18 protein-coding genes are annotated in these 25,076 nt (G+C 66.8%); 7 read left to right on the top strand and 11 right to left on the bottom strand.

Annotated elements, in window-relative coordinates; genetic code table 11:
- Positions 1-9: 9 nt before the first annotated feature.
- The 3 genes from F466_RS0107320 to F466_RS0107310 form a co-directional block, all read right to left on the bottom strand.
- Positions 10-2,067 (bottom strand): bifunctional diguanylate cyclase/phosphodiesterase, encoded by a 2,058-nt coding sequence (locus F466_RS0107320; protein WP_018993754.1) that lies wholly within the window; start codon positions 2,065-2,067, stop codon positions 10-12.
- Positions 2,068-2,271: 204 nt separating this feature from the next.
- A complete protein-coding gene (locus F466_RS0107315) occupies positions 2,272-2,805 on the bottom strand; it encodes a cytochrome c (RefSeq protein ID WP_018993753.1) in 534 nt (177 codons plus the stop codon).
- 77 nt (positions 2,806-2,882) lie between these two features.
- Positions 2,883-3,452, bottom strand: coding sequence for a hypothetical protein (locus F466_RS0107310; RefSeq protein WP_018993752.1), 570 nt, complete (start codon positions 3,450-3,452; stop codon positions 2,883-2,885).
- Between the two features lie 115 nt (positions 3,453-3,567).
- Here F466_RS0107310 and F466_RS13140 point away from each other — a divergent pair, with 115 nt between their 5' ends.
- Positions 3,568-3,984, top strand: a complete 417-nt coding sequence (locus F466_RS13140) for a hypothetical protein (protein WP_038038635.1) — start codon at positions 3,568-3,570, stop codon at positions 3,982-3,984.
- A 27-nt stretch (positions 3,985-4,011) separates the two neighbouring features.
- Here F466_RS13140 and F466_RS0107300 read toward each other — a convergent pair whose 3' ends face one another.
- Together F466_RS0107300 and F466_RS0107295 are read right to left on the bottom strand one after the other, a co-directional pair.
- Entirely contained in the window at positions 4,012-4,674 is a 663-nt protein-coding gene (locus F466_RS0107300; RefSeq protein WP_018993751.1) for an O-methyltransferase, read from the bottom strand.
- A gap of 9 nt (positions 4,675-4,683) precedes the next feature.
- Complete coding sequence (locus F466_RS0107295) at positions 4,684-5,733, bottom strand: SO_0444 family Cu/Zn efflux transporter (RefSeq protein WP_018138562.1); 1,050 nt, start codon at positions 5,731-5,733, stop codon at positions 4,684-4,686.
- A gap of 147 nt (positions 5,734-5,880) precedes the next feature.
- Between F466_RS0107295 and F466_RS0107290 the strand changes: the two genes are divergently transcribed.
- Positions 5,881-6,351 (top strand): CopD family protein, encoded by a 471-nt coding sequence (locus tag F466_RS0107290; protein ID WP_018993750.1) that lies wholly within the window; start codon positions 5,881-5,883, stop codon positions 6,349-6,351.
- A 37-nt stretch (positions 6,352-6,388) separates the two neighbouring features.
- On the opposite strand, the gene F466_RS0107285 is transcribed toward F466_RS0107290, so the two are convergent.
- Complete coding sequence (locus tag F466_RS0107285) at positions 6,389-6,754, bottom strand: DUF3293 domain-containing protein (protein WP_018993749.1); 366 nt, start codon at positions 6,752-6,754, stop codon at positions 6,389-6,391.
- A 270-nt stretch (positions 6,755-7,024) separates the two neighbouring features.
- Here F466_RS0107285 and F466_RS0107280 point away from each other — a divergent pair, with 270 nt between their 5' ends.
- A complete protein-coding gene (locus tag F466_RS0107280; RefSeq protein ID WP_018993748.1) occupies positions 7,025-8,752 on the top strand; it encodes a diguanylate cyclase domain-containing protein in 1,728 nt (575 codons plus the stop codon).
- A gap of 11 nt (positions 8,753-8,763) precedes the next feature.
- Here F466_RS0107280 and F466_RS0107275 read toward each other — a convergent pair whose 3' ends face one another.
- Positions 8,764-11,658: an EAL domain-containing protein gene (locus F466_RS0107275; protein ID WP_018993747.1), complete on the bottom strand. Its 2,895-nt coding sequence runs from the start codon at positions 11,656-11,658 to the stop codon at positions 8,764-8,766.
- Between the two features lie 81 nt (positions 11,659-11,739).
- Positions 11,740-13,164 carry a phospholipase D-like domain-containing protein gene (locus F466_RS0107270; protein WP_018993746.1) on the bottom strand — a complete coding sequence of 475 codons (1,425 nt, stop codon included), beginning with the start codon at positions 13,162-13,164 and terminating at the stop codon, positions 11,740-11,742.
- Between the two features lie 108 nt (positions 13,165-13,272).
- Here F466_RS0107270 and parC point away from each other — a divergent pair, with 108 nt between their 5' ends.
- Positions 13,273-15,534 carry a DNA topoisomerase IV subunit A gene (gene parC, locus F466_RS0107265; RefSeq protein ID WP_018993745.1) on the top strand — a complete coding sequence of 754 codons (2,262 nt, stop codon included), beginning with the start codon at positions 13,273-13,275 and terminating at the stop codon, positions 15,532-15,534.
- Between the two features lie 48 nt (positions 15,535-15,582).
- Here the strand turns inward: parC and F466_RS0107260 are convergent, their stop codons facing one another.
- Entirely contained in the window at positions 15,583-17,376 is a 1,794-nt protein-coding gene (locus tag F466_RS0107260; RefSeq protein WP_018138555.1) for a bifunctional diguanylate cyclase/phosphodiesterase, read from the bottom strand.
- Entirely contained in the window at positions 17,360-19,453 is a 2,094-nt protein-coding gene (locus tag F466_RS0107255; protein ID WP_018138554.1) for an ATP-binding protein, read from the bottom strand. The genes F466_RS0107260 and F466_RS0107255 overlap by 17 nt, the downstream gene beginning before the upstream one ends.
- Before the next feature lie 500 nt (positions 19,454-19,953).
- Between F466_RS0107255 and htpX the strand changes: the two genes are divergently transcribed.
- Positions 19,954-20,841, top strand: a complete 888-nt coding sequence (gene htpX / locus F466_RS0107250) for a protease HtpX (protein ID WP_018174629.1) — start codon at positions 19,954-19,956, stop codon at positions 20,839-20,841.
- Between the two features lie 106 nt (positions 20,842-20,947).
- Here the strand turns inward: htpX and F466_RS0107245 are convergent, their stop codons facing one another.
- Positions 20,948-21,628, bottom strand: coding sequence for an MBL fold metallo-hydrolase (locus F466_RS0107245; RefSeq protein ID WP_018993744.1), 681 nt, complete (start codon positions 21,626-21,628; stop codon positions 20,948-20,950).
- A 366-nt stretch (positions 21,629-21,994) separates the two neighbouring features.
- On the opposite strand from F466_RS0107245, the gene F466_RS0107240 reads away from it, so the two are divergent.
- Together F466_RS0107240 and F466_RS0107235 are read left to right on the top strand one after the other, a co-directional pair.
- Positions 21,995-23,530 (top strand): ATP-binding protein, encoded by a 1,536-nt coding sequence (locus tag F466_RS0107240; RefSeq protein WP_018174631.1) that lies wholly within the window; start codon positions 21,995-21,997, stop codon positions 23,528-23,530.
- The gene (locus F466_RS0107235) at positions 23,527-24,954 is read left to right on the top strand and encodes a sigma-54 dependent transcriptional regulator (protein ID WP_018993743.1); all 1,428 of its coding nucleotides are present in this window, start codon (positions 23,527-23,529) and stop codon (positions 24,952-24,954) included. The genes F466_RS0107240 and F466_RS0107235 overlap by 4 nt, the downstream gene beginning before the upstream one ends.
- Positions 24,955-25,076: the final 122 nt, after the last annotated feature.

Genomic DNA, 25,076 nt, shown 5'->3' with positions numbered 1-25,076 from the left:
CCGCTGGGCTCAGGTGGTGACCAGCGGGAGCTGATCGGCAACCAGGAGGTCGCCGGCCCGGTCGGCGGGTACGGGGCGGGAGTAGTAGTACCCTTGGGCTCGGGTGCACCCCAGTGCGCGCAAGGTGGCCGCGTGGGTATTGCTCTCGACGCCCTCGGCGACCGCCTCCAGGCCGAGGTTGCGCGCCATGTTGATCACGGTCTGCACCAGGCGCTGGCTGTATTCGTCGCGGTCCAGCCCGGCCACGAAGGCGCGATCGATCTTCAGGATATCCAGCGGCAGGCGGTGAAGATAACTGAGCGACGAGTAGCCCGTGCCGAAGTCATCCATCGCCAGACTGACGCCGAGGGCCTTCAGTCCCTTCAGGGTGGCGATCAGTTCTTCGAGGTTGCCCAGCGTTGCGGTCTCGGTGATCTCCAGGCGCAGTTGTTCCGGCGGGGTGTCGGTACCGCACAGGATCGTGGCGACCTCGTCCACCAGCTCGGGGCGGGTGAGCTGCCGCGCGGAGAGGTTGGTGCTGATCGTCAGCGGCGGGCCGCTGCGTTGTGCATTCCAGGCTTGTAGCTGGCAGCACGCGGTATACAGCACCTGCATGTCGATCAGGTGGACCAGCCCGGCATCCTCCGCGATCGGGATGAAGCGATCCGGGGGCAGGAGTTCGCCTTCCCGTTCCCAGCGCACCAGGGCCTCGAACCCGGTAATGCGATTGTCCGCCAGGGACATGATCGGCTGGTAATGCACGACAAAGGCATTGCGCTCCACCGACTCGCGCAGGCTGGTCTCCAGACGCAGGCTCTCGAGCGCCTGCGTCTGCATGCCCGGGTCGCAGAACTCGCAGCGGGCCTTGCCGAGCGATTTGGCGCGATACATCGCCATATCCGCCTCGCGCATCAGATCCTCGGCACAGCTCGGGCCGTCCTGATCGGCACTGGCGACTGGGCAGGCCTGGCCATCGGGGCGCGTGGCGATGCCGATACTGACCGTGACATACACCGTCTGGCCGGCGACCGCGAAGGGCTCGTGCAGGACGGCCTGCAGGCGCTCGGCGACGCGCAGCGCATCCACCGGTTCGTGCAGGCCCTCCAGCAGGATCGTGAATTCGTCACCGCCCAGTCGGGCGAGGGTGTCGTCCGGTCGCGCATTGTGGTCAACGCCGGGACGAGAAACCGTGTCGTTCTGGCGTAGCGTCGTCAGCAGACGCTGGCCGACCTGGGCCAGCAGCTCGTCCCCGGCCGTGTGGCCGAGGCTGTCGTTGACGAGCTTGAAGCGGTCGAGATCGACGAACAGCACGGCGAACAGTGACTCCGGCTCGCGCGCATAGCGCGCGATCGCGTGCTCCAGGCGGTCGTGAAAGAGCCGCCGGTTCGGCAGGCCCGTCAGCGGATCATGGGAGGCGTGGTGGATCAGCCGTTCGGCGTGGCGGTTGCGCTCGACCACGCGCCCCAGTTGCACACCGGCCTGTGCCAGCAGGGCCAGTACCTCCGGCTGCTCGGGCGTGGTCTCGGCGGCGAAAAATTCCAGTACGCAGGCGACCTCGTGCCCGACCATGACCGGGAAGGCGAAGCCCGAGCGCAGGCCGCTCAAGGCCGCTGCCGCGCGCCGGGGGAAATGGGGGTCCTGATCCAGGTGCTCGATCCACACCGGGGCACGCTGTTCGAGAACGCGGCCGGGCAGGCCCTGGCCGGAACGGAAGATCGTGTCTTCCGTACATTCACGAAAGGCCTCGACCGGGTCGAGTGTCCGCAGGTGCCAGATGCCCGTCGGGCCCAGCTCCAGTTCGCCATCTGAACTCTTGCGCGCAAGGTAGGCATGGCCGACCGGCCAGTCGAGAAACTCCCCGATGGCATTCAGGGCCGTGCGCAGGACTTCGGCGATGGAGTCGGACTGATTGGCTGCGAAGGCAATCGTGTTGAGCAGTTCGATCTGCTGCTGCTTCGCGTAGAGGTCCTGCAGGCGGGTGTCGGCCAGGGATTCTGCATGTCGTCGGGCCTCGCGTTCCTCGCGAATCAGGCCCTCGAGGCGCGCGCGCTCCTCGTCCGGGAGGACGTCGCTACGGCGGCGATTCATTGGTGGTTTCCGTGTTCGCGGCGACCACTGGCTGCGTCATGCATGGGCTTCCCCGGTCTTCCATACCCTGGGTGTGAACGCGGCGGATCATAACCCGTTTGAGGCTTGCTATCTCGGCAGACGCCGTGGCGCTAGCGGCTATTCCCGCGTGGGCGTAATTCCTGGGGGCGGTGTGGCTTGCGTGAGGTCCCGGTTGAGCACTGTTTAGTGATGTTCGTGCCCGGTCGAAGGGTTGCGCGGATCGGATACGTGAGTGACCCAGGGCTCGCCCATCGCTTCCTCCCAGGCCTCCTGGGTCGGGTGGTTCTGGTCGTAGCGGATCCATGCCTCGAAGATCTCGTCGGGCCACTGCGCCTGTATGAAGGCGATGATCGCTTCTACGTCGTCGTAGGACAGGGTGTCCTCGAAACTGGGCATGGCCCCGCCGCGCGCTTCGGCGCCGTAGCGGATCATGTCCTTGAGCTGCCAGTAGGGGTGGTGCCAGGTGTGGGCGCTGCCATCCAGGGGCGGGGGCGGCATGTAGCCGTCCGCGTCGCGCTGGCGCCAGTTCTCCGCGCCCTCGCGATTCTCGCCGTGGCATACCGCGCAGTTCTGCATGTACAGCCGTTCGCCGTATTGCAGGGTCTCGTTGTCCCAGTCGCGCTGGTGGTGTTCCGGGGTCGCGTCCAGGCCTGGCAGACCGTCGCAACCGACCAGGACCGCGCCGGCGAGCAGCGCGGCCAGGGCCGGAAGGAACATGACGGGCCGGCGTCCGTGTCGGCTTGGCTTCATTCAACCCTCATTGTGACGAGTACCATTTCAGTCCGTCCGTTGGTTCAATCCGTCTGCATGGCCGGGTCGTCCGGGTCCGCGGGATTTTCCTGCGTGCCCGGTTCGCCTTGCTCGGCCGGCGGGCGATCCCCGCGGACGGCATCACGAACGGAGCCCCAGGCCTTGCGCGAGCCATCGCGAACGCCACCCCAGGCATCGCGGGCGCCTTCGCGCACACCCTGCCAGGCACCGGAGGAACGTTCGCGGGTCTCGGCGGACCATTCGGCCAGGTTGTCGCGTTCGCGTACCAGTCCGTCGTAGGCCCGTTCTCGGCGCTCGCGGGTGGCATCGCTCAGGTCATCCCAGCCCTCGCGCGTGCGTTCGCGCAGGGTGGTGAGCTGCTGGTCCATTGCATCCAGGGTTTCGCGGGTGCGCGAGCGGGTTGCTTCGTCGTCGCGTTCGGCATCGGCCTGGATTTCTTCGCGGGTCTGCGCCCAGTCGTCGCGCAGCTCTTCCATTTCGGTTGCGGTTTCGTCCTCGGCGGCCTGCTCCTCGGCCAGCACGAGCGGCGCACTGAGTGCCAGCGCGGCCGCGGCCACCAGGGCGAGTCCTGTCGTGCGGATGTGGTCCATCATCGTATCCCCCGTGGGAATGGGCTTGTGGTCATGTGATGATAAGACGTTCGTGCGGTGGAATTTGTTGCAGTGGATGATGGATTTGCGACGCGAGACACGTGATGGGGTACCAGCCATGATAGACAGACGACTAATCGGGGCGCTTCTGCTGGGCGGGCTGCTGGCGGGTTGTGCGCCATTCCCCTCTGAGCAAAAGCGAGCGACGGACGTGTTCCAGCCGCAGCCGACCGAGCGCAAGACGCTCGAGATCCCGGAGCTCGAACCGGCCGCCACGCCGGGGGGCGCGGTGATGGACTGGGTGGAGGCCAGCGGCTGGCGCGAGGGCCTGGGTACGGACTACTCCAGTCTGGAGATCCACCATCAGCGCCGCGAGCGGGCCGAGGTCTTCGTCAAGAACCTGCGCGATGACGCCGTGCGCGACCATGAATACCGGCTGACACTTCGTGAACGCGACGATGGCTGGGCGGTGACCGGGGTGGAGCGGCGCGTGATCTGTCGCCGGGGGTTGTCTGGCGACGGGCTTTGTCGCTGATCGCCTGATTCGCGCGCGGCCTGACGATCAGCGGCGGCGCGCCAGGGACAGGCCGTCACCAATCGGTACCAGCGAGAGGTCGATGCGCTCGTCGCGATGCAGCGCCTGGTTGAAGTCGCGGATGGCCCGGGTGTCTTCGTCATCGCAGTCGCGGTCGGCCACCTGACCATGCCAGAGGGTGTTGTCCACCATGATCAGTCCGCCCGGGCGGACCAGGCGCAGGCAGGCCTCGAAGTACTCCGGGTAACCGGTCTTGTCGGCGTCGATGAACGCAAGATCGAAGCGATCGCTCTGTCCTTCAGCCTCCAGCTGGCGCAGGCTGGCGCGCGCATCGCCCAGGCGCAGGTTCATGCGCGCGGCCAGACCGGCCCGGTCCCAGTAGCGCCTGGCGATCGCGGTCCAGGCCTCGCTGTGATCCAGGCAGACCACCTCGCCGTCGTCGGGGAGAGCTTGCCCCACCGCCAGCGCGCTGTAGCCGGTAAAGGTGCCGACTTCCAGGTAGCGCCGGGCCCCGACCAGGCGCGCCAGCAGGGCCATGAACTGTCCCTGTTCGGGGGCGATCTGCATGTTGTGCTCCGGCAGCCCCGCGGTCTCGGCGCGCAGCTCCGCAAGCAGGCTGGACTCGCGCAGCGAGCGATCCAGTACATAGGCCTGAAGGCGGTCATCGAGCCCGATTGAACGGTTGGACATCACGGCTCCTTAGGCATGGGCAGGCAGGCGCCAGCGTAGCGGATGCAGGGCGAGCACCACCAGCACGGCCAGCGCCACCCATTCGACGGTGGGCGGTATCCATTCGGTGGCCTTGCCCGGGGTGATCGCGGGGCTCAACCCGCTCATGCCCAGTCCGGCATCCAGTGCCAGCCCGAGCGCCACGGTGCTGGCGCCGATCCCCAATAGATAAAGACTCAGGGCCGCGTTGCCCAGTTCCCGCCGGAACACCCCCAGGGTCGCCAGGCTGGTGATCGGGGCGGCCAGCAGGAACACCAGCACGGCGCCAGGAGAAACTCCAGCCGCCAGCAGGGCGACCGCGATGGGGGTGGCCGCGGTCGCACACAGGTACATCGGGATGCCGATCACGGCGAGCAGCAGCATTGCCGGCAGCCCGCTGCCATATTCCGCCAGTGCGGCCGGTGGCACCAGGGCCAGCAGCGCCCCGGCAACGAACAGTCCGATCACCAGCCAGAGACGGATGTCATCCAGCACGTCGCCGAATGCGTAGCGCTGGCCCTCCAGCAGGCGCGTCCATGGGCCCGGCGCCGTGGCGGATGGTGAGCCCCCTCCATCGCAGGAAGCCGCGGTGCAGCAGTCTTGTGACGTCCGCGTATTGTCCGCATGCGCCGCGGGAGCGCGCGTGCGCCCGACCAGCAGGCCCGTGGCGATGGCCGTCACCACGGCGCCGGCGACCCGGGCGACGGTCATCAGGGGGCCGAGCAGGGCATAGCTGATCGCCACCGAGTCGACGCCCACGCCCGGGGTACCGATCAGGAACGCCGTGGTCGGGCCCCGTCCGGCGCCGCCCCGGTGCAGTGCCAGGGCGGTCGGGATCGCCCCGCAGGAGCAAAGCGGCAAGGGTGCCCCGGCAATGGCGGCGCGGGCGGTCGGTGCCAGACCCGTGCCGCCCAGCCAGCGCTGCAGCACCGCCTCTGGCAGGAAGGCCTTGACCAGTCCGGCCGCGGCCAGGCCCAGCAGCAGCCACGGGGCGGCCGTCAGGGCGAGTTCCAGCGTAGCGCTCAGGATCGCGGCGATCATTGGTCGATCGTCGTCTTGGGACGTCGCCGCTGCAAGAGTCCGCGAGGGCAGCGCCGGATGGTGACTGGCGAGACAGGGGTCGGCAGAGTCCGCTGTGCCCGGCTACACTGCGCCACGGAATCATCCGAAACGGACAAGGAGCGGAATATGGAAGGGTATGCACTGGCCACCGTGGTGCACGTGCTGGCGGTCGTGATCTGGGTTGGCGGGATGTTCTTCGCCTGGATGTTCCTGCGGCCGACGGCGGCACGGCAGCTCGACGGCATGGCGCGGCTGCGCCTGTGGGAAGAGGTGTTCCAGCGCTTCTTCCCCTGGGTATGGGCGGCCGTCGTGGCGCTGCTGATCACCGGCTTCCACATGATCTTCCTGGTGTTTGGCGGCATGGACAGCGTGCATCCCAGTGTGCACACGATGCTGGCGCTGGGCCTCATCATGATGGCGATCTTCGCCCATGTGGTATTCGCCCCGTACCGCCGTATGCGCCAGGCGATCGCGGCCAGTGATACCGCGGAAGGCCTGCGCCGTCTGGGCCAGATCCGCCGGCTGGTGGGTATCAACACCCTGATCGGGCTGGTCACCATCATCGTGGCCTCCGGTGGTCCGCTGATGCCGCAGTAGGGTCATTGCCGGTCGGGCAGTCGGGAGCGGCCGGGGCTCAGCCGGCCGATCGCAGGGCCGGGTGCCAGACCAGACGCGACGTGCCGGGAGGTTCGATTACCACAGCCGCGTTCTGGTCGAACCCGACCATCCAGGTATCCAGCTCGGCGGCGCCCATCCCCAGCACACAGCAGCCGGGTTCGTCGGGCCAGCGGCCGGCCGGGTCCCGGTGGACCGTGGGCCAGCAGCGCCAGCCGGCCTGCGCCAGCTCGCGCTCGAGACGGGCCTGGCGTGCGCGGTTCTCCGGTTCCGGCAGGGGGTCGCTGCGCGGGTTCCATGCGGTCAGCAAGCTGGCCTGCTTCACCCCCTGTGCCTGCACGGCGGCCTCGAGACGCGGATCGCGCTGACCGATGCGCAGGAGCAACGTCTGCCCGGGGGCCTCGATGCAATAGTGCGTGGCAGTGTAGGCCCGGGACAGCGCCGCCCGGGTCTCGGGGTTATCGATGGGTGTCCCGTCCCCTCTTGAGTTTGGCGCCATCCCGGGGCACTCTCGCGTGTGGTCGTGCGGACTCACGATCACACAGGGAGACAGCATGCGCGTCAAGGACTGGACTCAGACCTGCCGGACGGTCGGTGACGATCCGACGATCACGCGGGCGAAGGCACTGGCAGCCGGAAGGTCGGTGGGCTGATCGTGTCCGTCGATCGCCCGCGTGTCCCGGGAATCACCAGCGTGTTTGCGCTGGTGATTCTGCTGGTCGCGGCGATCGCGGTGTTCAGTTGGCTGCGGGTGCAACACCTGCAGCAGGATATCCAGAACCTCACCGAAGAACACATCCAGAGGGTTGATCATGTCCACCGCATGCGCAGCCTGGTGCGCGAGCGTGTGCTGCGCGCATCGCTGGTGGTGAGCGCGGAGGACACCGCCCTGCAGGAGCGCTATCACCGGGAGTTTCGCGACCTCGCGCCCCAGTTCGTGGAGACACTGGCGGCGGCGGAGGCCCAGACCACCGAGACCGCGGAGCGCCAGCGCATGCAGGAATTGCGCGAGCTGACTTCCATCGGCGCCCCGCTTCTGGAAGACATCGTCGATCTCGCCCTGGTCGGGGACCGTAACGAGGCCCTGGGCATGCTGTATGCCGACTTGATGCCGGTGCAGGAAGAAGTCCTGGGTCAGATGGAGCGCATACTGGAGGCTTTCCACCGGGACAATACGCGTGCGATCGAGGTCATGGCGCAACGCCATGAACAAAGCCAGGAATGGATGCTGTGGGCCACCGGTCTGGCGGCGTTGCTGATCATGCTGCTGGGGGCTCGCGTACGCCACCGCCTGCAGCGCAATCACCAGGCACTACAGGACGAGTTGCGCGAGCGCGAACGAGTGGAGGCGCGCCTGCGCGAGACCCAGGGGGGTCTCGAGGCCGCCGTGGCGCGTCGAACGGCGGAGCTCGAGGAGACCACGGCGCGCCTGGAGGAGGCGCAGCGCAGTGCGGGCGCAGGGTTCTGGGACTGGGACATACGCAATGGGCAGCTGAACTGGTCCGCTCATGTGTTCGAGCTGTTCGGGCTGGACCCCGGGTTGGACGAGGCGGGTTTCGAGTCCTACATCCACGCCGTGCACCCGGATGACCGCACCCGCGTGCGCCGGACCATCAACCAGGCCCTTGCCAGCGAAGCGGTCTATCGTGTCGATCACCGGGTCGTGCGGCCGGATGGCGGGGTGCGCCATGTGCGCGTGGAAGGCGAGATCGCCCGTGACGACACCGGCCGCCCCCTGCAGGTCCTGGGGATGGTGCGGGATGTCACCCTGGAAAAGGCCTCGGAGGAGCGCCTGTGGCATCAGGCCCATCATGACTCGCTGACCGGGCTGGCCAATCGCAGTCTCTTTAACGAGCACCTGTGCCATGCGCTGCGCCGTGCCCAGCGCAACAACACGGGGCTGGCCCTGGTGGTCTGCGATCTGGACGGGTTCAAGCCAATCAATGACCGGCTTGGCCATGACGCGGGCGATGTGGTGCTGGTGACGGTGGCCGGGCGTCTGCGCGAGGGGGTGCGCGAGTGCGATGTGGTCGCCCGCATGGGGGGAGACGAGTTCGTGATTCTGCTGGAAAACATGGATGGCCCGGATGCCTTGCTCGGGGTCGGTCTGAAGCTGATCGAACGCTTTGCCGAGCCCATCGAGGTCAACCACGAGGCCGTGCAGGTGGGCTTGAGCATGGGAGCAGCTCTGTACCCGCATGACAGTGCCGACGCGGAAGGTCTGCTGCTGCAGGCGGATCGTGCGATGTATGCGGCCAAGGAGGCCGGGGGCGGCGGGATCGTGTTGTACGAGCAGGTCGATACCAGCCTCGCCAGCCGGTCGAACACACGGCATCGGCGGCGCGGGCCGCTGGGCTGCGGTCTTGGGCTGGAAGCCCCGTAGTCAGCGCTGGGTCAGCTCTGGCGTTGCGCTGCCGGGCTGGAGTTTCGTTCCAGCCAGGCCGGGAACTCGTCTTCCGCGATCGGCTGGCCGTAGAGAAATCCCTGGAAATGCGTGCAACCCAGTGCCAGGAGCCGCTGGCGCTGGGTCTGTTGGGCCACGCCCTCGGCGATCACGCGCAGGCCCATGTTGTGGCCGATATCGAGGATGTTCTCGATGAGCATCTGCTCGCCCTTGTCCACGAGTTCATCGATGAACGACTTGTCGATCTTGAGTTCGTCCAGTGGCAGATCGCGCAGGTAGGCCAGAGACGAATACCCCGTGCCGAAGTCATCCAGTGCCACCTGGACGCCGAACTCGCGCAGCACCCGAAGTTTCCCAATGGCATCGGACAGGTCACGCAGCAGTCCCGACTCGGTCACTTCCAGGGTGATGCGGCTGGGTTCCAGGTCGGCGGCCTGCACGCGCTCCCTGAGCTGCTCGACGAAATCGGGGCGGGCCAGCTGCCAGGGCGAGATATTGATGGCCACGTGGGGCGGAAGCGGCAGACCCCGCGCGCGCCAGTCCCGCAGATTTTCCAGTACATGTTCGACCACCCAGGTCCCGATAGGGTGGATCAGCCCGGTCTCCTCGGCGATCGGGATGAACAGCGCCGGCCCGACCGAGCCCAGCTCGGGGTGTGTCCAGCGCAGCAGCGCCTCGGCACCGATCATGTTCTCCTGGGCATCGAACTGCGGCTGGTAACTCAGGTGCATCTCGTGATTCGCCAGGGCCTGGCGCAGCCCCTCCTCGATCTGCAGCCGTGCACGGGCCTCGTCCTGCAGGGCATGGCGGTAGAACTGCACCCCGCCGCGTCCGGCCCGTTTCGCCTGGTACAGCGCGATGTCGGCATGGCGCAAGGCATCCGATGAGGTCTGCCCCGCGTCCGGGAACAGCACGCAGCCCAGGCTGGCGCCGACACTGAAGGTGCGCTCTCCCACCACGATCGGGTGCTGCAGGGCATCCAGCAGCCGTTGGGCCGCGTCGTTGACCGTCGCCTCGATCGCCTGGCGCGATGCGCGCCGGGGATGGATCAGGGTGGCGAACTCGTCCCCGCCCAGGCGCACCACCAGGGCCTGGACGGGCGCGTTCTGTCGCAGGCGGTCGGCGACCGCGGCCAGCACGGTGTCACCGACCGCGTGCCCCAGGGCATCGTTGATCGTCTTGAAATGGTCCAGGTCGATCAGGATGAGCCCGCCATGCTGGCCCCCGTAATGTGCCAGGTCCAGATCCTGGGTTAGGGCGTCGTGCAACTGGATCCGATTGGCCAGTCCGGTCAGCGGATCGTGATAGGCGAGCCGCCGGATGTGCTCCTCACCTTCCAGTCGCTCGAGTTCGGCCGCTGCCCGGTCGGCAAAGATCTCGAGGATGCCTGCTGCCTGTTCGGTTTCGTCCAGCGGGTAGCGGTTCAGGACCGCGATGTGTCCGAGTTCGCGTCCCTGACTGTCGAGCATGGGGGCCCCGAGATAGCTGCGTGCCTCCATCTCGACGAGGAGGTGGTCGTGTGGGAACAGTTCCTGAACGCCATCCGGGTAGACGCACAGACCGCTCGTTAGTGTTTCATCGCAAGGGGTGTTGGCCAGGGCATAGTGGATGTTCTGCCCGAGTTCTCCATCTTGGGAAAGCGCGACGGTTTCGACGTAACCGGGCCTGTCCGCCATGTTGATGCCCACCAGGGCATAGTTGGCGCGAAAGACCTCGCTTAGCCGAAGCACAAGGTTCTGGAAGAAGCTCTCCCGGTCGTGGGCGCGAAAACCCTGAGCGATCACGCGCAGGGCATCTTCGCTGCGGCGCGCCAGTGTGATGTCTTCCTGCATCACCACGATGTCCTGTACCTCACCCCGGTGATTCTTCAGGGGATACACGCACCCCTTCAGCCAGCGGCTGCCCGCCTGCTTCGTCGCGGGATCGGCCCCCATGTAGCAGGCGAAGGGTTCGATCAACTGACGCTGGCCCTGTGCAGCCGCCCTGATGGCATCGGTGATGCGTCCATCGATGGGGTCGGGACGGTGCAGCACGCTGGAATCGCGCACGCGCTCGCCGTCACGTCTATGAAGAGATTCCCAGGCGGCGTTCACCTGGCGCACCCGGCCCTCGGGCGTGAGAACCGCCACGGCCATCGGGGCCTGTTGCACCAGATCACGAAAGCGGTGTTCGGACTCGCGGATGCGCTCCTGGGTTTCCCGGTGCAGTACCAGGCTCATCACCAGGATCATGCCCAGATAACCGAATACCGACAGTGGAACCGAGTCGAGTACGCCGAGGCGCACCAGTGCGCCCTGGGCGGTGGCTGCGAGGAAGACCGCCATGGCGGCGAAAAGGACCAGCGGGCCGCTGCCACCTTCGCGACGCCACTGGCGTAGCAGGGCCCAAATCGCGAAGCCGAACACCAGTAGCAGTCCGGCCAGGCCCAGCAGAAACCATGGGCTGGGGGTTCCCGTCGCGAGCGCCAGCGTCTCGCCCCAGGGAAGGGTCACCGTGCGCAGTTCGGTGACCTCGCCCAGTTGCAGCCCGTGTGGTTGCTGCGCATTGGCAACCCACATGGCAACCGTCAATATCGCCAGTGCCGCGAGCAGGCCCCGGGCAGGCGTTTGGGTATAGCGGGCGATGAACGCCGCGAACAGCAAATAGAGGGGGGCGATCAGGGCGTAGTACGCCTTGATGGGACCGGTATAGGCCTCGAGGGACGGTGCCTGATAGGAAAGGGCAATGCTGATCGCGGCGCCCGTTATCAGCAGGCACATGGCGGCGAACAACAGATGTTCCATGCGCCTCAGGCTATGGGTGGCATACAACAGGTGGCTGGCTGTGGCGTACACACACAGCCCGGCAAGCAAGTAGAGCGCTGCGATCAGTGGACCATTCACCATCGACCCCCTGAAATGGCGGAAATCCCTTTCTCTGTGTTCGAGTTAAGCACAAGCAGCGTCGGGTTGCGCGCGCTGGGGCATCTAGAGGTACGGCGTCAGCAGCCGCGCGGCCCCGTCGCGCAGACGAGCGGGCAAGGGGCGGGCGTGGACATCCTCCAGGGTCAGTCGATGGGAGCGCGAGCGCAGATCCTCGGCCCAGTCGGCCAGCTGTTGCCCCAGGTCGCGGTCCACGCATTCCAGGTTGCACTCGAAGTTGAGGCGCAGGCTGCGCGGGTCCCAGTTGGCCGATCCCACCAGGGCCCATTCCCCGTCGACGAGCATCAGCTTGGAGTGATTGAACGGGGGCGGCGTCAACCAGATGCGGCAGCCGCGGGTCAGGAGTTCGCCGTGCAGCGGACGGGCGGCCCACTCGACCAGGCGCAGGTTGTTGCGTTCCGGCAGCAGTAGATCGACCTCGATGCCGCGCAGGGCCGCGGCCTTGAGCGCCCCCAGCAGTTCCAGGTCAGGCAGGAAGTAGGGCGTGACCACGGTAACGTGCTCGCGCGCCTCCGCGATCGCGGCCAGCAGGGTGAACTTGAGCACCTCGAAGTCTTCATCGGGGCCGTCCGGCAGGGCGCGGCACAACTGGGCACCTGCCAGGCGCGTCTCCTCCGGGAACCAGGGCGGGCCCTCCAGCGCCTCCTGCGTGCTGAACTGCCAGTCTTCCGCGAACACCCGCTGCAACTGCAGGCAGATCGGACCGCGGACCTCGAAGTGCAGGTCCTGAATCGGGTGTGGGCCCGGGTCGCTCGCGCTGTGGCCGCGACGGATATTCATGCCCCCGGTAAAGCCGTGCTCGCCATCCACCAGCAGCATCTTGCGGTGATTGCGCAGATTGAATGCCGCGAGCGTCCGCGGCAGGTGGTGTACGGGCATGAAGGCGGCGGCCGGGATGCCGGCCCGCTTGAGGAAGCGCAGGGTGTTGCGGCGGCTGTAGCGGGCGCCGATCCCATCGATCAGGACGCGCACCTCGACGCCGCGGTCGCGGGCGGCGTTCAGGTGGCGCACGAATCGCTGCCCGACCACGTCGTAGTCAAAGATATAGGTCGCCAGGGTGATGCTGCGGGACGCGCGGTCGATTGCCTCGAGCATCGCCGCATAGGCCTGGTCCCCATCGGTCAGCGGTCGGACCGAATTGCCGGCGCTGGCGCGAAACGGCGCGAGCCGGTCGCCACAGCCCAGCAGGCGACTCCAGCGGGGCGGAATGCCCGGGCCGTCGGCGTCGCGCGCCGCGGGGTCGACCAGCAGATGGCCCTCGCGCAGGGCGTGGGCGCGGCGGCGGATGCGGTTGACCCCGAACATCCAGTACAGGATCGAGCCCCCCACCGGCAGCAGTACGATCAGCCCGACCCAGGCGATCACGGTCCCGGTCTCGCGGCGCTGGAGCAATGCGTGCATCACACTGGCGGCGGCCAGTGCAAAGGCGGCGACGGCAGTGATACTGGCAATCCAGCCGGTACCCAGCACGGCATTCTCCCCGGGAATGGAATGGTGGCGGTGTGATCGCTACAGTACGCGGGCCGGGCGAGCGGTAAAAGGCCGCCATGGTGATCCATTCGCCCTTCGAGAGAGCCGATGACCGATATCGAGACCCCCAGCCTGTTCGCCAACAGTGGCGAGCAGCTGCCGCTGAAGGACTTCACCGAGAAGGCGTACCTGGACTACTCCATGTACGTGATCCTGGACCGTGCGCTACCGCACATCGGCGATGGGCTCAAGCCCGTGCAGCGCCGCATCATCTACGCGATGAGCGAGCTGGGGCTCTCGGCCACGGCCAAATACAAGAAGTCCGCGCGCACCGTAGGTGACGTCCTCGGCAAGTTCCATCCGCACGGCGACTCGGCCTGCTATGAGGCGATGGTGCTGATGGCGCAGCCCTTCTCCTACCGCTACCCGTTCGTCGACGGGCAGGGCAACTGGGGCTCGCCGGACGATCCCAAGTCCTTCGCCGCGATGCGTTACACCGAATCGCGCCTGTCGCGCTATGCGCAGCTGCTGCTCTCGGAGCTGGGGCAGGGCACGGTGGACTGGGTGCCGAACTTCGACGGCGCGCTGGACGAGCCGAAGGTGCTGCCGGCCCGGCTGCCCAACGTGCTGCTCAATGGCGGCTCCGGGATCGCCGTGGGCATGGCCACCGACATCCCGCCGCACAACCTGCGCGAGGTGGCCGCGGCCTGCGTGCATCTGCTGGAGCACCCGAAGGCGACTGTCGCGGAGCTGTGCGAGCATCTGCCGGCGCCGGACTTTCCCACCGAGGCCGAGATCATCTCCCCGCCCGCCGAACTGAGCCGGGTCTACGAGACCGGCCAGGGCTCGATCCGCGCGCGGGCGCGCTATGAACGCGAAGGTGACGACATCGTGGTGACCGCGCTGCCGCATCAGGTCTCCGGGGCCAAGCTGCTGGAGCAGATCGCCAGCCAGATCCGCGCGAAGAAGCTGCCGATGGTCGAGGACCTGCGAGACGAGTCCGACCACGAGCACCCGACCCGCCTGGTGATCACCCCGCGCTCGAACCGCGTGGACGTCGAGGCGCTGATGGCGCATCTGTTCGCGACCACGGACCTGGAAAAGACCTACCGCGTAAACATGAACGTGATCGGCCTCGACGGGCGCCCGCAGGTGCGCGACCTGGCCGGGCTGCTGGGCGAATGGCTGACCTTCCGCATCGAGACCGTGCGCCGGCGCCTGCAGTGGCGCCTGGAAAAGGTGCAGGTGCGGCTGCATGTGCTGGAAGGCCTGCTGATCGCGTATCTCAATATCGACGAGGTGATCGCGATCATCCGCGAGTACGACCAGCCCAAGCCCGAGCTGATGAGCCGCTTTGGCCTGTCGGACATCCAGGCCGAGGCGATCCTGGAGCTGAAGCTGCGCCACCTGGCCAAGCTCGAGGAGATGAAGATCCGCGGCGAGCAGGACGAACTGGCGAAGGAGCGCGACCAGCTGGAGAAGACCCTCGGGTCCGAGCGCCGCCTGCGCACCCAGGTGCGCCGCGAGATTGAGAAGGACGCCGCGGACTACGGCGACGAGCGTCGCTCGCCGCTGGTTCAGCGCGCCGCCGCGCAGGCCCTGGACGAGTCCGCGCTGGTGCCCACCGAGCCGCTGACCATTGTGCTGTCGGAGAAGGGCTGGGCACGCGCGGCCAAGGGTCACGACGTGGATGCCCAGGGGCTCAGCTACAAGGCCGGGGATGCCTTCCAGGCCGCGGTCACCGGGCGCAGCAACCAGCCGGTCGCGTTCATCGACTCCACCGGCCGCACCTATACCATCCCCGCTCACACCCTGCCGTCCGCGCGCGGGCGGGGCGAGCCGCTGTCCGGCCGTGTGAACCCGCCGGAGGGCGCGCGCTTTGTCGGCCTGGCCACCGGGGCGGAGGAAGATCGCTGGCTGCTGGGTTCGGATCACGGCTACGGCTTCGTCGCGAAGCTGGGTGATCTGCTGGGCCGGCAGAAGGCGGGCAAGAACGTGCTGACCGTGCCTGACGGGGCCGCCGTGCTGCAGCCGGCCTCGGTGCGCAACCCGCACGAGGATCACATCGCCGTCGTCACCACGCGTGGCTACCTGCTGCTGTTCCCGGCCACCGAGCTGCCGGAACTGGCGCGCGGCAAGGGCAACAAGCTGATTGGCATCCCGTCCGCCGCCCTCAAGGACGGCTCCGAGCGGGTGCTCGGCGTGGCCGTGCTGGGCCCGCAGGACACCCTGGTCGTGCATGCCGGCAAGCGCTTCAAGGCGCTGGCCCCGACGGAGTGGGCGGAGTACGTGGGCGAGCGCGCCCGGCGCGGGCGCCAGCTGCCGCGCGGCTACCAGAACGCCGATCGCCTGGAAGTGCGCAGCGCCTGATTGGCAAGCGTGGCCGTCTACCGCCAAGCGCGGGGGAGCGGCTGGATGTCAGGCGCAGGCTCGGCCCAGCAGACCGCTTGCGTCCGTCTCGGCGAGCGGGCGGTGGTAGAGATATCCTTGGCCAATCGGGCATCCGAGCTTCGCCAGGTGTCGTGCGTCGGCCTCGGTCTCGATGCCCTCGGCGACGGTGGTCAGGCCGAACCCGCGCCCCACCGACAGGATGGCGCGGGCCAGAGTGTCCATGCTCGGGTTCGCGGATACGCCGTCTATCAGGCTGCGGTCGATCTTGATGGCCGTAACCGGCAGGCGACGCAGGTACGCCAGCGATGAGTAGCCGGTACCGAAGTCATCAATCGCGATCGATACCCCGAGGGCCCTAAGGGCCCGAAGTTCCTCTACTGCCGCGTCCACGTCGTGCATTACCGCAGTCTCGGTAATCTCGATCTCCAGTGCGCTGCCGTTCAGGCCGTTGGCCTTCAGCGCGCTTTCCACTGCATCCACCAGCGATCTGCCGGATCGGGTCAGGGCGGCGAATTGCTGGGTGGAGACATTGACCGCGATCGGCGGGCAGTGCCCGCTGGCCTCGCGCCAGCGGCGGGCGGCGGCCAGTGCCTCGTGCAGGGCCCATTCTCCCAGCTCGGCGATACGCCCGGTGTTCTCCGCCAGCGGGATGAACTCCGCCGGCGAGATGAGCCCAAGACGCGGATGCTCCCAGCGCATCAGGGCCTCGAACCCGACCAGGCAGCCGCTGGCGAGCTCGATCTTTGGCTGGTAAAGCAGGTGGAACTGGTCTTGCTCGCGGGCGACCGTCAGACCGTATTCCAGTTGGTGGCGTCGGCGTGCAGCCTGCTCCAGTACGGGGTCGAAGCTGAGCCACTCGCTCCCGCGGCGTTCGCCCTTGGCCAGGGTCAGCGAGACCCGGCGGATCAGTTCCTCAGTGTCGCGACCATGATCGGGGGCCCGGACGTGTCCGGCGGAGGCACTGGGGGTGATCTCGTAGCGCCCCAGGCGCAGGTGCGCCATCGAGGCATCCAGGCAGTCCTGCAGGGTGCTGGTGGCAATGCTCTCGCTGCTGGCCACGGCGAGCAGCAATGTGGAACTGCCCCAGATGCCGCACAGTACTCGCCCCGGGGTCTGATCTTCCAGGGCCAGGCGCAGCCGCTGGCCGATCTCGCGCAGCATCAGGTCGGCCGCGGCATAGCCCTCAAGACGTTCCACTGCCTCGTGACCACGGACGTGCACCATGACCAGGTCCAGGGCGCTGCCGGTCTCGATGGTCCCGTCAATGAAACGCAGCAGTGAATGCCGGTTTGGCAGGCCGGTAGCCGGGTCGTGGTGGGCCAGGTGCTCGAGGTCCTGTTCGGTGCGTTGCAGGGTGCGCACACGGTCGGCCAGGCTGCGCGACAGGTCTTCGGCGCGATCGTGGGCGGCGTTGTGCAGCGCCCGGACCCGCAGGAGATTGTCGATCCGCTGCACCACCTCGGTGGTGTTGAACGGCTTGGTAATGAAATCCAGCGCCCCGGCGGCGAGGGCCTGTTCCCGGGTCTGGGGGTCGATCTGCGCGGTCAGGACGATGACCGGCAGCCAGTCGCCCTCCGCCAGGTCGCCGTTCAGTTGGCGCATCACCTCGTGGCCGTCGATACCGGGCATGCGGATGTCCAGCAGCACCAGGTCGAAGGGTTCTTCGCGCCAGCGCTCCACCGCGCGTTCCCCGCTGGTTTCGCTGGCGACATCCCGGAACCCGGCCCCCTCGAGGATGGCCCCGAGCAGATCCACGTTCATCCGGTTGTCGTCCACGATCAGAATGCGGGCATCGCGGGGGCTGTCAGCGGGTGTAATCATCGGCGTCCGTGCGACTCGCGGAAGGCTCGAGCAGTGGGTCGAGGGCCGCGAGGAACCGCGCTATATCCAAGGGCTTCGTGAAGTAAGTCACAAAATCCGGGTTTTGGTTCCCGTCATCGACGGCCTCACGCGTGGCATCGGCACTCAGGGCGATGATCGGGACCTCCCGGGTCTCCGGACGCGCGCGCAGGAGGCGGGCGGCCGCGGTCCCGCTCATCCCGGGCAGGTGGATGTCCATGATCACCAGATCCGGGGGGTTCTCCCGGGCGAGCATCAGGCCCTCCTCAGCGCTTCCCGCCGTCTGTAGTTCGATCCCGTCGCGAAGCGCCAGGATCTCTTGCATCAGGCTGACATTGGCTGGATTGTCCTCGACATACAGCACCCGCCGGCACAAGTCCGTTCTCGGTGCATCGTCGAGCGACCGGGTTGTGTGTTCCTGGGTCGCTGGACGCTCGGCGGCGCTGGTCATGGGCAGGGTGAAGAAGAATTCCGTGCCTTCGCCCTCCTGGCTTCGGTATTCGAGTTCGCCACCCATGTGTCGCACCAGCTCCCGAGTGATGACCAGTCCGATTCCGGAGCCCTGGATGGCGCCGGTCTCGTGCCCGAGGCGGCTGAAGGGCCGGAACAGTTCGGCGCGGCGGTCTTCGGGGATCCCCAGGCCGGTGTCCCGGACACGGAATTCCACGCGTCCGTCGGGCATGGGGGTCACGTGGACGCGCACGATGCCCTCGTCGCGGTTGTACTTGATCGCATTGCTGAACAGGTTCAGCAGTACCTGCTTGAGCCGTGTGCGGTCGGCCTGTACGGCGGGCAGGGCGGGTTCCGGAGGCGGAAAGTCCAGCTGGATGCCCCGTTCGCTGGCCGCGCCCTCGATCATGCCGCGGCACTCCGCGAGGGTCATGGCGGGATCCGTAGGCTCCAGTGACAACGCGATTTGCCCGGCCTCGATGCGGGACAGGTCCAGGATGTCATTGATAAGGGCCAGAAGGTGGTGTCCGCTGCGCTCGATGTGCTCGACCTGGCGCTGCTGGCGCTCGGGCAGTGGGTGGGCCCGGTCGGCCCGCATCAGCTGGGAGAACCCCAGGATGGAGTTCAGTGGGGTGCGCAGCTCGTGGGACATGTTTGAGAGAAACTCGGACTTGGCACGATTGGCCCGTTCGGCCTCCGCCAGTTCGCGGCGCTGGCTCTCGCGCAGGTCGGTGAGGTCCGTGACGATACCGATGTAGTGGGGCTGCTCTTCGATTCGAACCTCGCTGACCGCGAGCTGCATCGGAAAGGTGGAACCGTCGCGGCGCAGCCCTTCGACCTCGCGCCCGCTGCCGATCACCCGCGCTTGCCCCGTTTCGCGGTAGTGACGCAGGTAGTCGTCGTGTTCGTGGGCCCAGCGTGACGGCATCAGCATGGATACGTTGTGCCCGAGGACTTGATCCGCCGGGTAATCGAACAGTCGTTCGGCCGCCGAATTGAACTGCTCGATATGGCCAGTGTGGTCGATCTGGATGATGCCGGCCGCGGCCGTTTCGAGTACGGCGGCGAGACGCTGGCCCTGAGCATCCAGTGCGCTGCGGCTGTGCCCCAGGTCGCGGCGCGCGAGGTACTCGCGCAGCAACGAGGTGGCGATTTCGCCGAATTCGCGCAGATCCGTCGCCTCCTCTGAACGGAAGCGGCGTGGTTGCGTGTCGATGATGCACAGATTGCCGACTGCAAGCCCGGGCTCGGGTGTCAGCGGGATCCCGGCGTAGAAGCGGATGCCGGGCTCGTCGAGGACCAGCGGGTTGTCGGTAAAACGCGGGTCTGCGGTGGCATCCTCGATGATCAGCAGTTCATCCGGCCGGGCCAGAGCGTGTGCACAAAAGGAGATGCTGCGCTCCGTGCCGGCCCCGAGCGGACCCTGTGGCGCGATGAAGCACTGGCATTGCTCGTCGACCAGCGTGACCGTGGCCATGGGGACGTCGAAGTGGCGCGCGACGAGCCGCGTCAGCGGCCGAAACAGGTCGTGGTCGCTGGTTTCCAGGGGCAGGCGGTGCACTGCCTCCAGACGTGCCTGCTCGTTTTCGGGCAAGGGTGCGGAGGGCATCGGCCGGGACCGTAGGAATGGCCTGGCAGTATGCGGGAAGAATGGCGTTGATGGGAGGGGGCCGGCAGGGTTGGGGGCTGGGAACCGCAGCGCCGGAATGTGGTCCTTAAGGAAATACTGATGAATATACACGCTCGCTGCTTCGTCGCTTTTGCGTGCGAACAAGGCGCGGTGACTGCCGTGCAGTCATTCTGCACAAAGGAGGCGCAACGCCGCTGTTCCCACGCTTCGGGGTTGGCACCCCAGGTTCCCCGATCCTGCGTTGCGCCCCGAATCAATCAAAAGCGGGCGGGTAGAACCACTACCCGCTGCACGACGCGCCTTGTCTCGGAAAACCTGGGGTACCAACGCGAGCGTGTATATTCATCAGTGTTTCCTTAAAGCGGCGCGGTATCCCGCCGGTGGTGATGAAATACCGCCGGCGAGCCTTGAATTCCGGCGCGTGGCAACCATTTAATACGCATCCACCGATTCCGACTGATGGGGTACAGGAAGGCTTCATGAAACGTATTGCGCTGTTTCTGGCGACAAACTTCGCCATCATCATCGTGCTCAGTATCACCCTGCGCCTGCTGGGTGTGGAGCGCATTCTCGACGAGGAGGGGGTCCACCTCGACCTCAATGCGCTTCTGATCTTTGCCGCGGTGTTCGGCTTTGGCGGGTCCTTTATCTCGCTGGCCATCTCCAAGTGGATGGCCAAGAAGACCATGAAGGTCCACGTCATCGACAAGCCGCGCAATGCCACCGAGCAGTGGTTGCTGGAGACCGTTCAGCGCCAGGCCCGTGAGGCCGGGATCGGCATGCCGGAGGTGGGCATCTATGACTCGCCGGACCCGAATGCCTTCGCCACTGGCATGAGCAAGAACAATGCGCTGGTTGCGGTCAGCACCGGGCTGATGCAAAGCATGGGTCAGGGCGAGGTCGAGGCGGTGCTGGGCCACGAGGTCGGGCACGTGGCCAACGGCGACATGGTCACGCTGGCGCTGATCCAGGGCGTGGTGAATACCTTCGTGATCTTCCTGGCGCGTGTGGCTGGGCATTTCGTCGACCGCGTGGTTTTCAAGAACGAGTCCGGTCATGGCCCGGCGTTCTGGATTACCACCATCGTGACGGAGATCATCCTGGCGATCCTGGCCTCGATCATCGTCATGTGGTTCTCGCGCCAGCGCGAGTTCCGGGCCGACGAGGCGGGAGCGAAGCTGGCCGGACGCGAAAAAATGATCGGTGCACTGGAGTCGCTGGCGCGCGCCTCCGGGCGCCAGGTGGACATGCCCGATCAGATGGCGGCCTTTGGCATTCGCGGGGGCATGGCCCAGGGGCTGAAGAAGCTGTTCATGAGCCACCCGCCGATCGAGGAGCGCATCGCGTCGCTGCGTGCGAACAGCTGATTCACCTCCAGCACCAGGGGCAGGAACGCGGAAGGCCGCCGACAGGGCGGCCTTCTTCGTTGGGAGGCTGGTTACTCGTAGGATGCGTTGAGCGCAGCGAGACGCATCAATAATAGCGTCCGCGCCCGGGCTGACCGCCAGCAGCGAGAGCGGCATCGCCCACAAAAGGGTTGCTGCGGCGCTCTTCCCCGAACGTTGACTCCGGGCCGTGGCCGGGCACAAAGCGCACATCGTCGCCCAGCGGCCAGAGGCGCCGGGTGATGGATTCGATCAGTTGCGGCCCGTTGCCGCGCGGGAAGTCGCTGCGGCCGATGGCGCCATGGAACAGGACATCGCCCACCAGGGCGAGGCGGCTCTCGCGGTCGAAGAACACGATATGACCCGGGGTGTGCCCCGGGCAGTGCAGCACCTCGAGCGTGACCTCGCCCAGCTGCAGATTCTCGCCGTCGTGCAGCCAGCGATCCGGAACCAGCGCAGGCATCTCGGGAAAACCGAACATCTGGCACTGCATCGGCAGCTGATCGAGCCAGAAGGCATCTTCAACCTGAGGGCCCAGGATCGGGATATTGCAGCGGCGCGCCATCTCGGCGGCGGCCCCGACATGATCGAGGTGGCCATGGGTCAGCAGGATGCAGTCCAGCCGGACATCCTGCCGTCGTGCGATCTCGATCAGCGTGTCGGCCTCGGCGCCGGGGTCTACCCAGGCGGCGGCGCGGGTCTGGTCGCACCAGATCAAGGTGGCGTTCTGCGCGAGTGCGGTAATGGGGTGGCTCAGGTGCTGGAGCATATGGGCTGTGAAGATCGGTGACGAGAACGCGGATTGTGCCCGTTTTTGATTCGTGACGGGAATTCGGGAATAGAACGCGCGCGCCTGCGTCTTAAAGGGTGTGCAGATCTTTAGAAAAAGCGGTCGAGCGGAGCAGCCCAAGAGTACGACCCCCTGCGTACGAGGCTGCTTGACAAGAAGATCGCTATATTAGAAGATTTGCATATGCTGATTGCTACCCCCCCTGGTAGCGTCAGCAGACTCCTCCATCCTCCTTTGGTGGTTTTCTTGGCGCGGGCTTCGACCCGCGCTTTTTTTTGCCCGGAATTCGCATCCCGACAAAGCCCTGCCTAACATGACGGCGATGTCCGGATCCCCGAACGCCTGATGCCCACACGTCTGAACAGTTTGCGCAATGCGGTGTTGCTGTTTGTCCTGCTGCCCCTGTTGCTGGTGGTCGGCGGCACGGTGACGCTCGGGCTGCAGGAGTTCCAGACGCAGATGGAAAATCGCATGCAGGCCGATATCGAGCTGGTTGCGCGTTCCATTCGCCTGCCTGTGGCCACCGCGATGATTGACCAGGACGTGACCACGGTGCAGCAGTCGCTGGACTCGTTGTTCCAGATCGATCAGGTGTTCGGCGTCTACGTCTACGACGCCCAGGGCGACATGGTCGCCACCAGCGGGCCGCCCAGCCCCACCATTCGCCACCCGGGCGAGGCCCAGGCGATCAGCGAGACGGGCAGCCTTGGCGCCTTCGACGAACATCAGGGGCGCGAGGTCTTCTCGTTCTTCCTGCCACTGTCGGATTCCGCCGGGCGGATCGTCGGCCTGTTGCAGGTGACGCGTGACGTCTCGCCGTTCCGGGCCTATGTGTCGCAGCTGCGCTGGCAGGGGGGCATGGTGATGCTGGCGGTCAGCGTGCTGTTCTTGCTGGTGGTCCTGATTGGTCACCATCGAGCGGTCGGGCGTCATGTGGCGCGCCTGATCGGTGCCATGCGAGATATTGGCGACGGGCAGCGGGGGCTGCGCGCCCCGGAGAAGGGACCCTGGGAACTGCGCCGTCTGGCGATCACGATGAACGGGATGCTGGAGCGCCGCGAGGCCTCAGAGGCGGCATTGCAGGCGCAGCGCGAGGAGCAGGCACGGCTCGAGGAAAAGCTGCGCCACTCGGAAAAGCTGGCTGCCATTGGTCAACTGGCGGCCGGGGTCGCGCATGAGCTGGGGACACCTCTGGGTATTATCGCCGGCCGGGCCCAGCGTGCCGCGCGGCGCTTGCCCGCGGACGACCCCGCGCACAAGGAGATGAAGGAGCTGCAGGCGGAGCTCGAGCGCGTGGAGACCATCGTCCGCCAGCTCCTGGATTTCGCGCGCCGGAATCCGTTGCAGCAGCGCCCGCTGGAGCTGCAGGGCCTGGTCCGCGAGATCGTGGCGCGCGTACAGGAACGTGGCAAAGGGCGCGAACAGGTGCGCTTTGATCTGGATGGCGGGGCGTTGACGGTGGCGGCGGACCGGTTGCGTCTGGGGCAGGCGCTGGAGAATCTGATCGACAACGCTGCGCAGGCTGCTGCCGAATGTGTGCGGGTGAGTTGGCGCTGCCAGGGCGACACGCTCGAATGTGTGATTGCGGACGATGCCCCGCGCGCGGGGCGCGGAATCTCCGATGAGCAGGCTGAGCGCCTGTTCGAGCCCTTTTTTACGACCAAGCCGACGGGCGAGGGGACCGGCCTGGGGCTGGCGGTCGCACAAGTGGCGCTGGAGGACCATGGTGGCCAGGTAAGGCTGGATCGCAACGATCCGCAGCTCACGCGTTTTGTGGTCACGCTCCCGCTCGCGTCCGGCGCCTGTCGCGACAGGCAATCGGAACCGTCCGGGGCGGAGTCGGTCCAGGACGGGCACGCAACAGGTGGAGGAGCGGAATGAGCATGGCCCGGGGTGACGAGCTGAACAATCGCGTGCTGGTCGTCGAAGACGACCGGGGCCATCGCGAGCTCCTGGCCGAAGAACTGGCCGAAGTGGGCTACGCGGTCACTGCGGTGGAGACGGCCGAGGAGGCCGAGCAGGTCCTGCGGCAGCAAACGGTTTCCCTGGTGGTCAGCGATCTGCGACTGCCCGGTGCCGATGGCTTCCATGTGCTGGAGGTGGCGCGCGACACGGTGCCGGTGCCCGGGTTCATCATGCTCACGGGCTTCGGCACGATCGATCAGGCCGTGACGGCGCTGAAGGCGGGTGCGGACGACTTCCTGACCAAGCCCGTCGATCTGGAGCATCTGCGTCTGGCGGCCGAACGGGTGGCCGAGGCCCGCCGCCTTCGGGCCGAGGTACGCCAGTATCGCGAGGTCCTTGCGGGCGACGAGAGCTTTCATGGCATGCAGGGCAAGAGCCCGGCGATGCTCAAGCTGCATGACCTGATCCGTCGGATCGCCGCGGCCGATGGCAGCGTACTCATCACCGGCGAATCGGGGACGGGCAAGGAGCTGGTGGCCCGCGCGCTGCATGCGGAGAGTGCCCGCGCCGATGGCCCATTCATCGCGCTGAACTGTGCGGGCATCCCGGAGACCTTGCTGGAGTCGGAGTTGTTGGGGCATGTCGCCGGGGCGTTCAGTGGCGCCAAGGGCGCGCGGCGTGGCCTGTTTACCGAGGCCGACGGCGGCACACTGTTCCTCGACGAGATCGCCGAGATGCCGGTGGCCATGCAGAGCAAGCTGCTGCGTTTGCTGCAGGACGGGCGTGTCCGGCCGGTGGGTTCCAACGAGGAGATCGAGACGGACGTGCGCATCGTGGCCGCCACCCACCAGGATCTGCAGGAGCGTATTCGTCACGAGCAGTTCCGCGAGGACCTCTATTACCGTCTCGAGACCTTTCGTATCGAGATCCCGCCCCTGCGCGATCGCGGTGATGACATCGAGCGCCTGGCGCAGCAGTTCCTGCGCGAGCAGGCGCTGGCGCGCGGGCTGCCCGTGCGCGAACTCAGCCCGGAGGCCATGCGTGCCCTGCTGCGCTACGGCTTCCCCGGGAACGTCCGCGAACTGGCCAGCCTGATGGAACGCGCGGCGACGCTCGCATCCGGGGAGGTGATCGAGCTACGCGATCTGCCCGAGCGTGTGCGCCAGTCCGGGGCCGCTAGCGGCTCGGGTGAATCGTCCGGGAATGTCTCTGGAGCCGACCTGCCGATACCCGGCACCGGTGATGACAGCCACTGGCCCAGCCTCGCCGAGGTGGAGCAGGCCTATCTGCATCGGGTCCTGGAGCATGTCGAGGGCAACAAGCAGCGCGCCGCGCGTATCCTGGGGATCGGCCGCAAGACGCTTTATCGCAAGCTGGGCGAGAGCGAGTCGGATTCCTGACCGGCGTTATCTGCTGCGCACCGCGCCTGGTCTCGGAAAACCTGGGGTACCAACGCGAGTGTGTACATTAATCAGTGTTTGCCGAGTCCCTCTGCTCGGCGCCTCTCCACCGTTCACGGTCG

Source organism: Thioalkalivibrio sp. ALgr1 (assembly GCF_000378285.1).
Lineage (GTDB): Bacteria > Pseudomonadota > Gammaproteobacteria > Ectothiorhodospirales > Ectothiorhodospiraceae > Thioalkalivibrio.
Note: the sequence above shows the minus strand (reverse complement) of the source record. Positions and strands in the feature narration are given on the sequence as shown.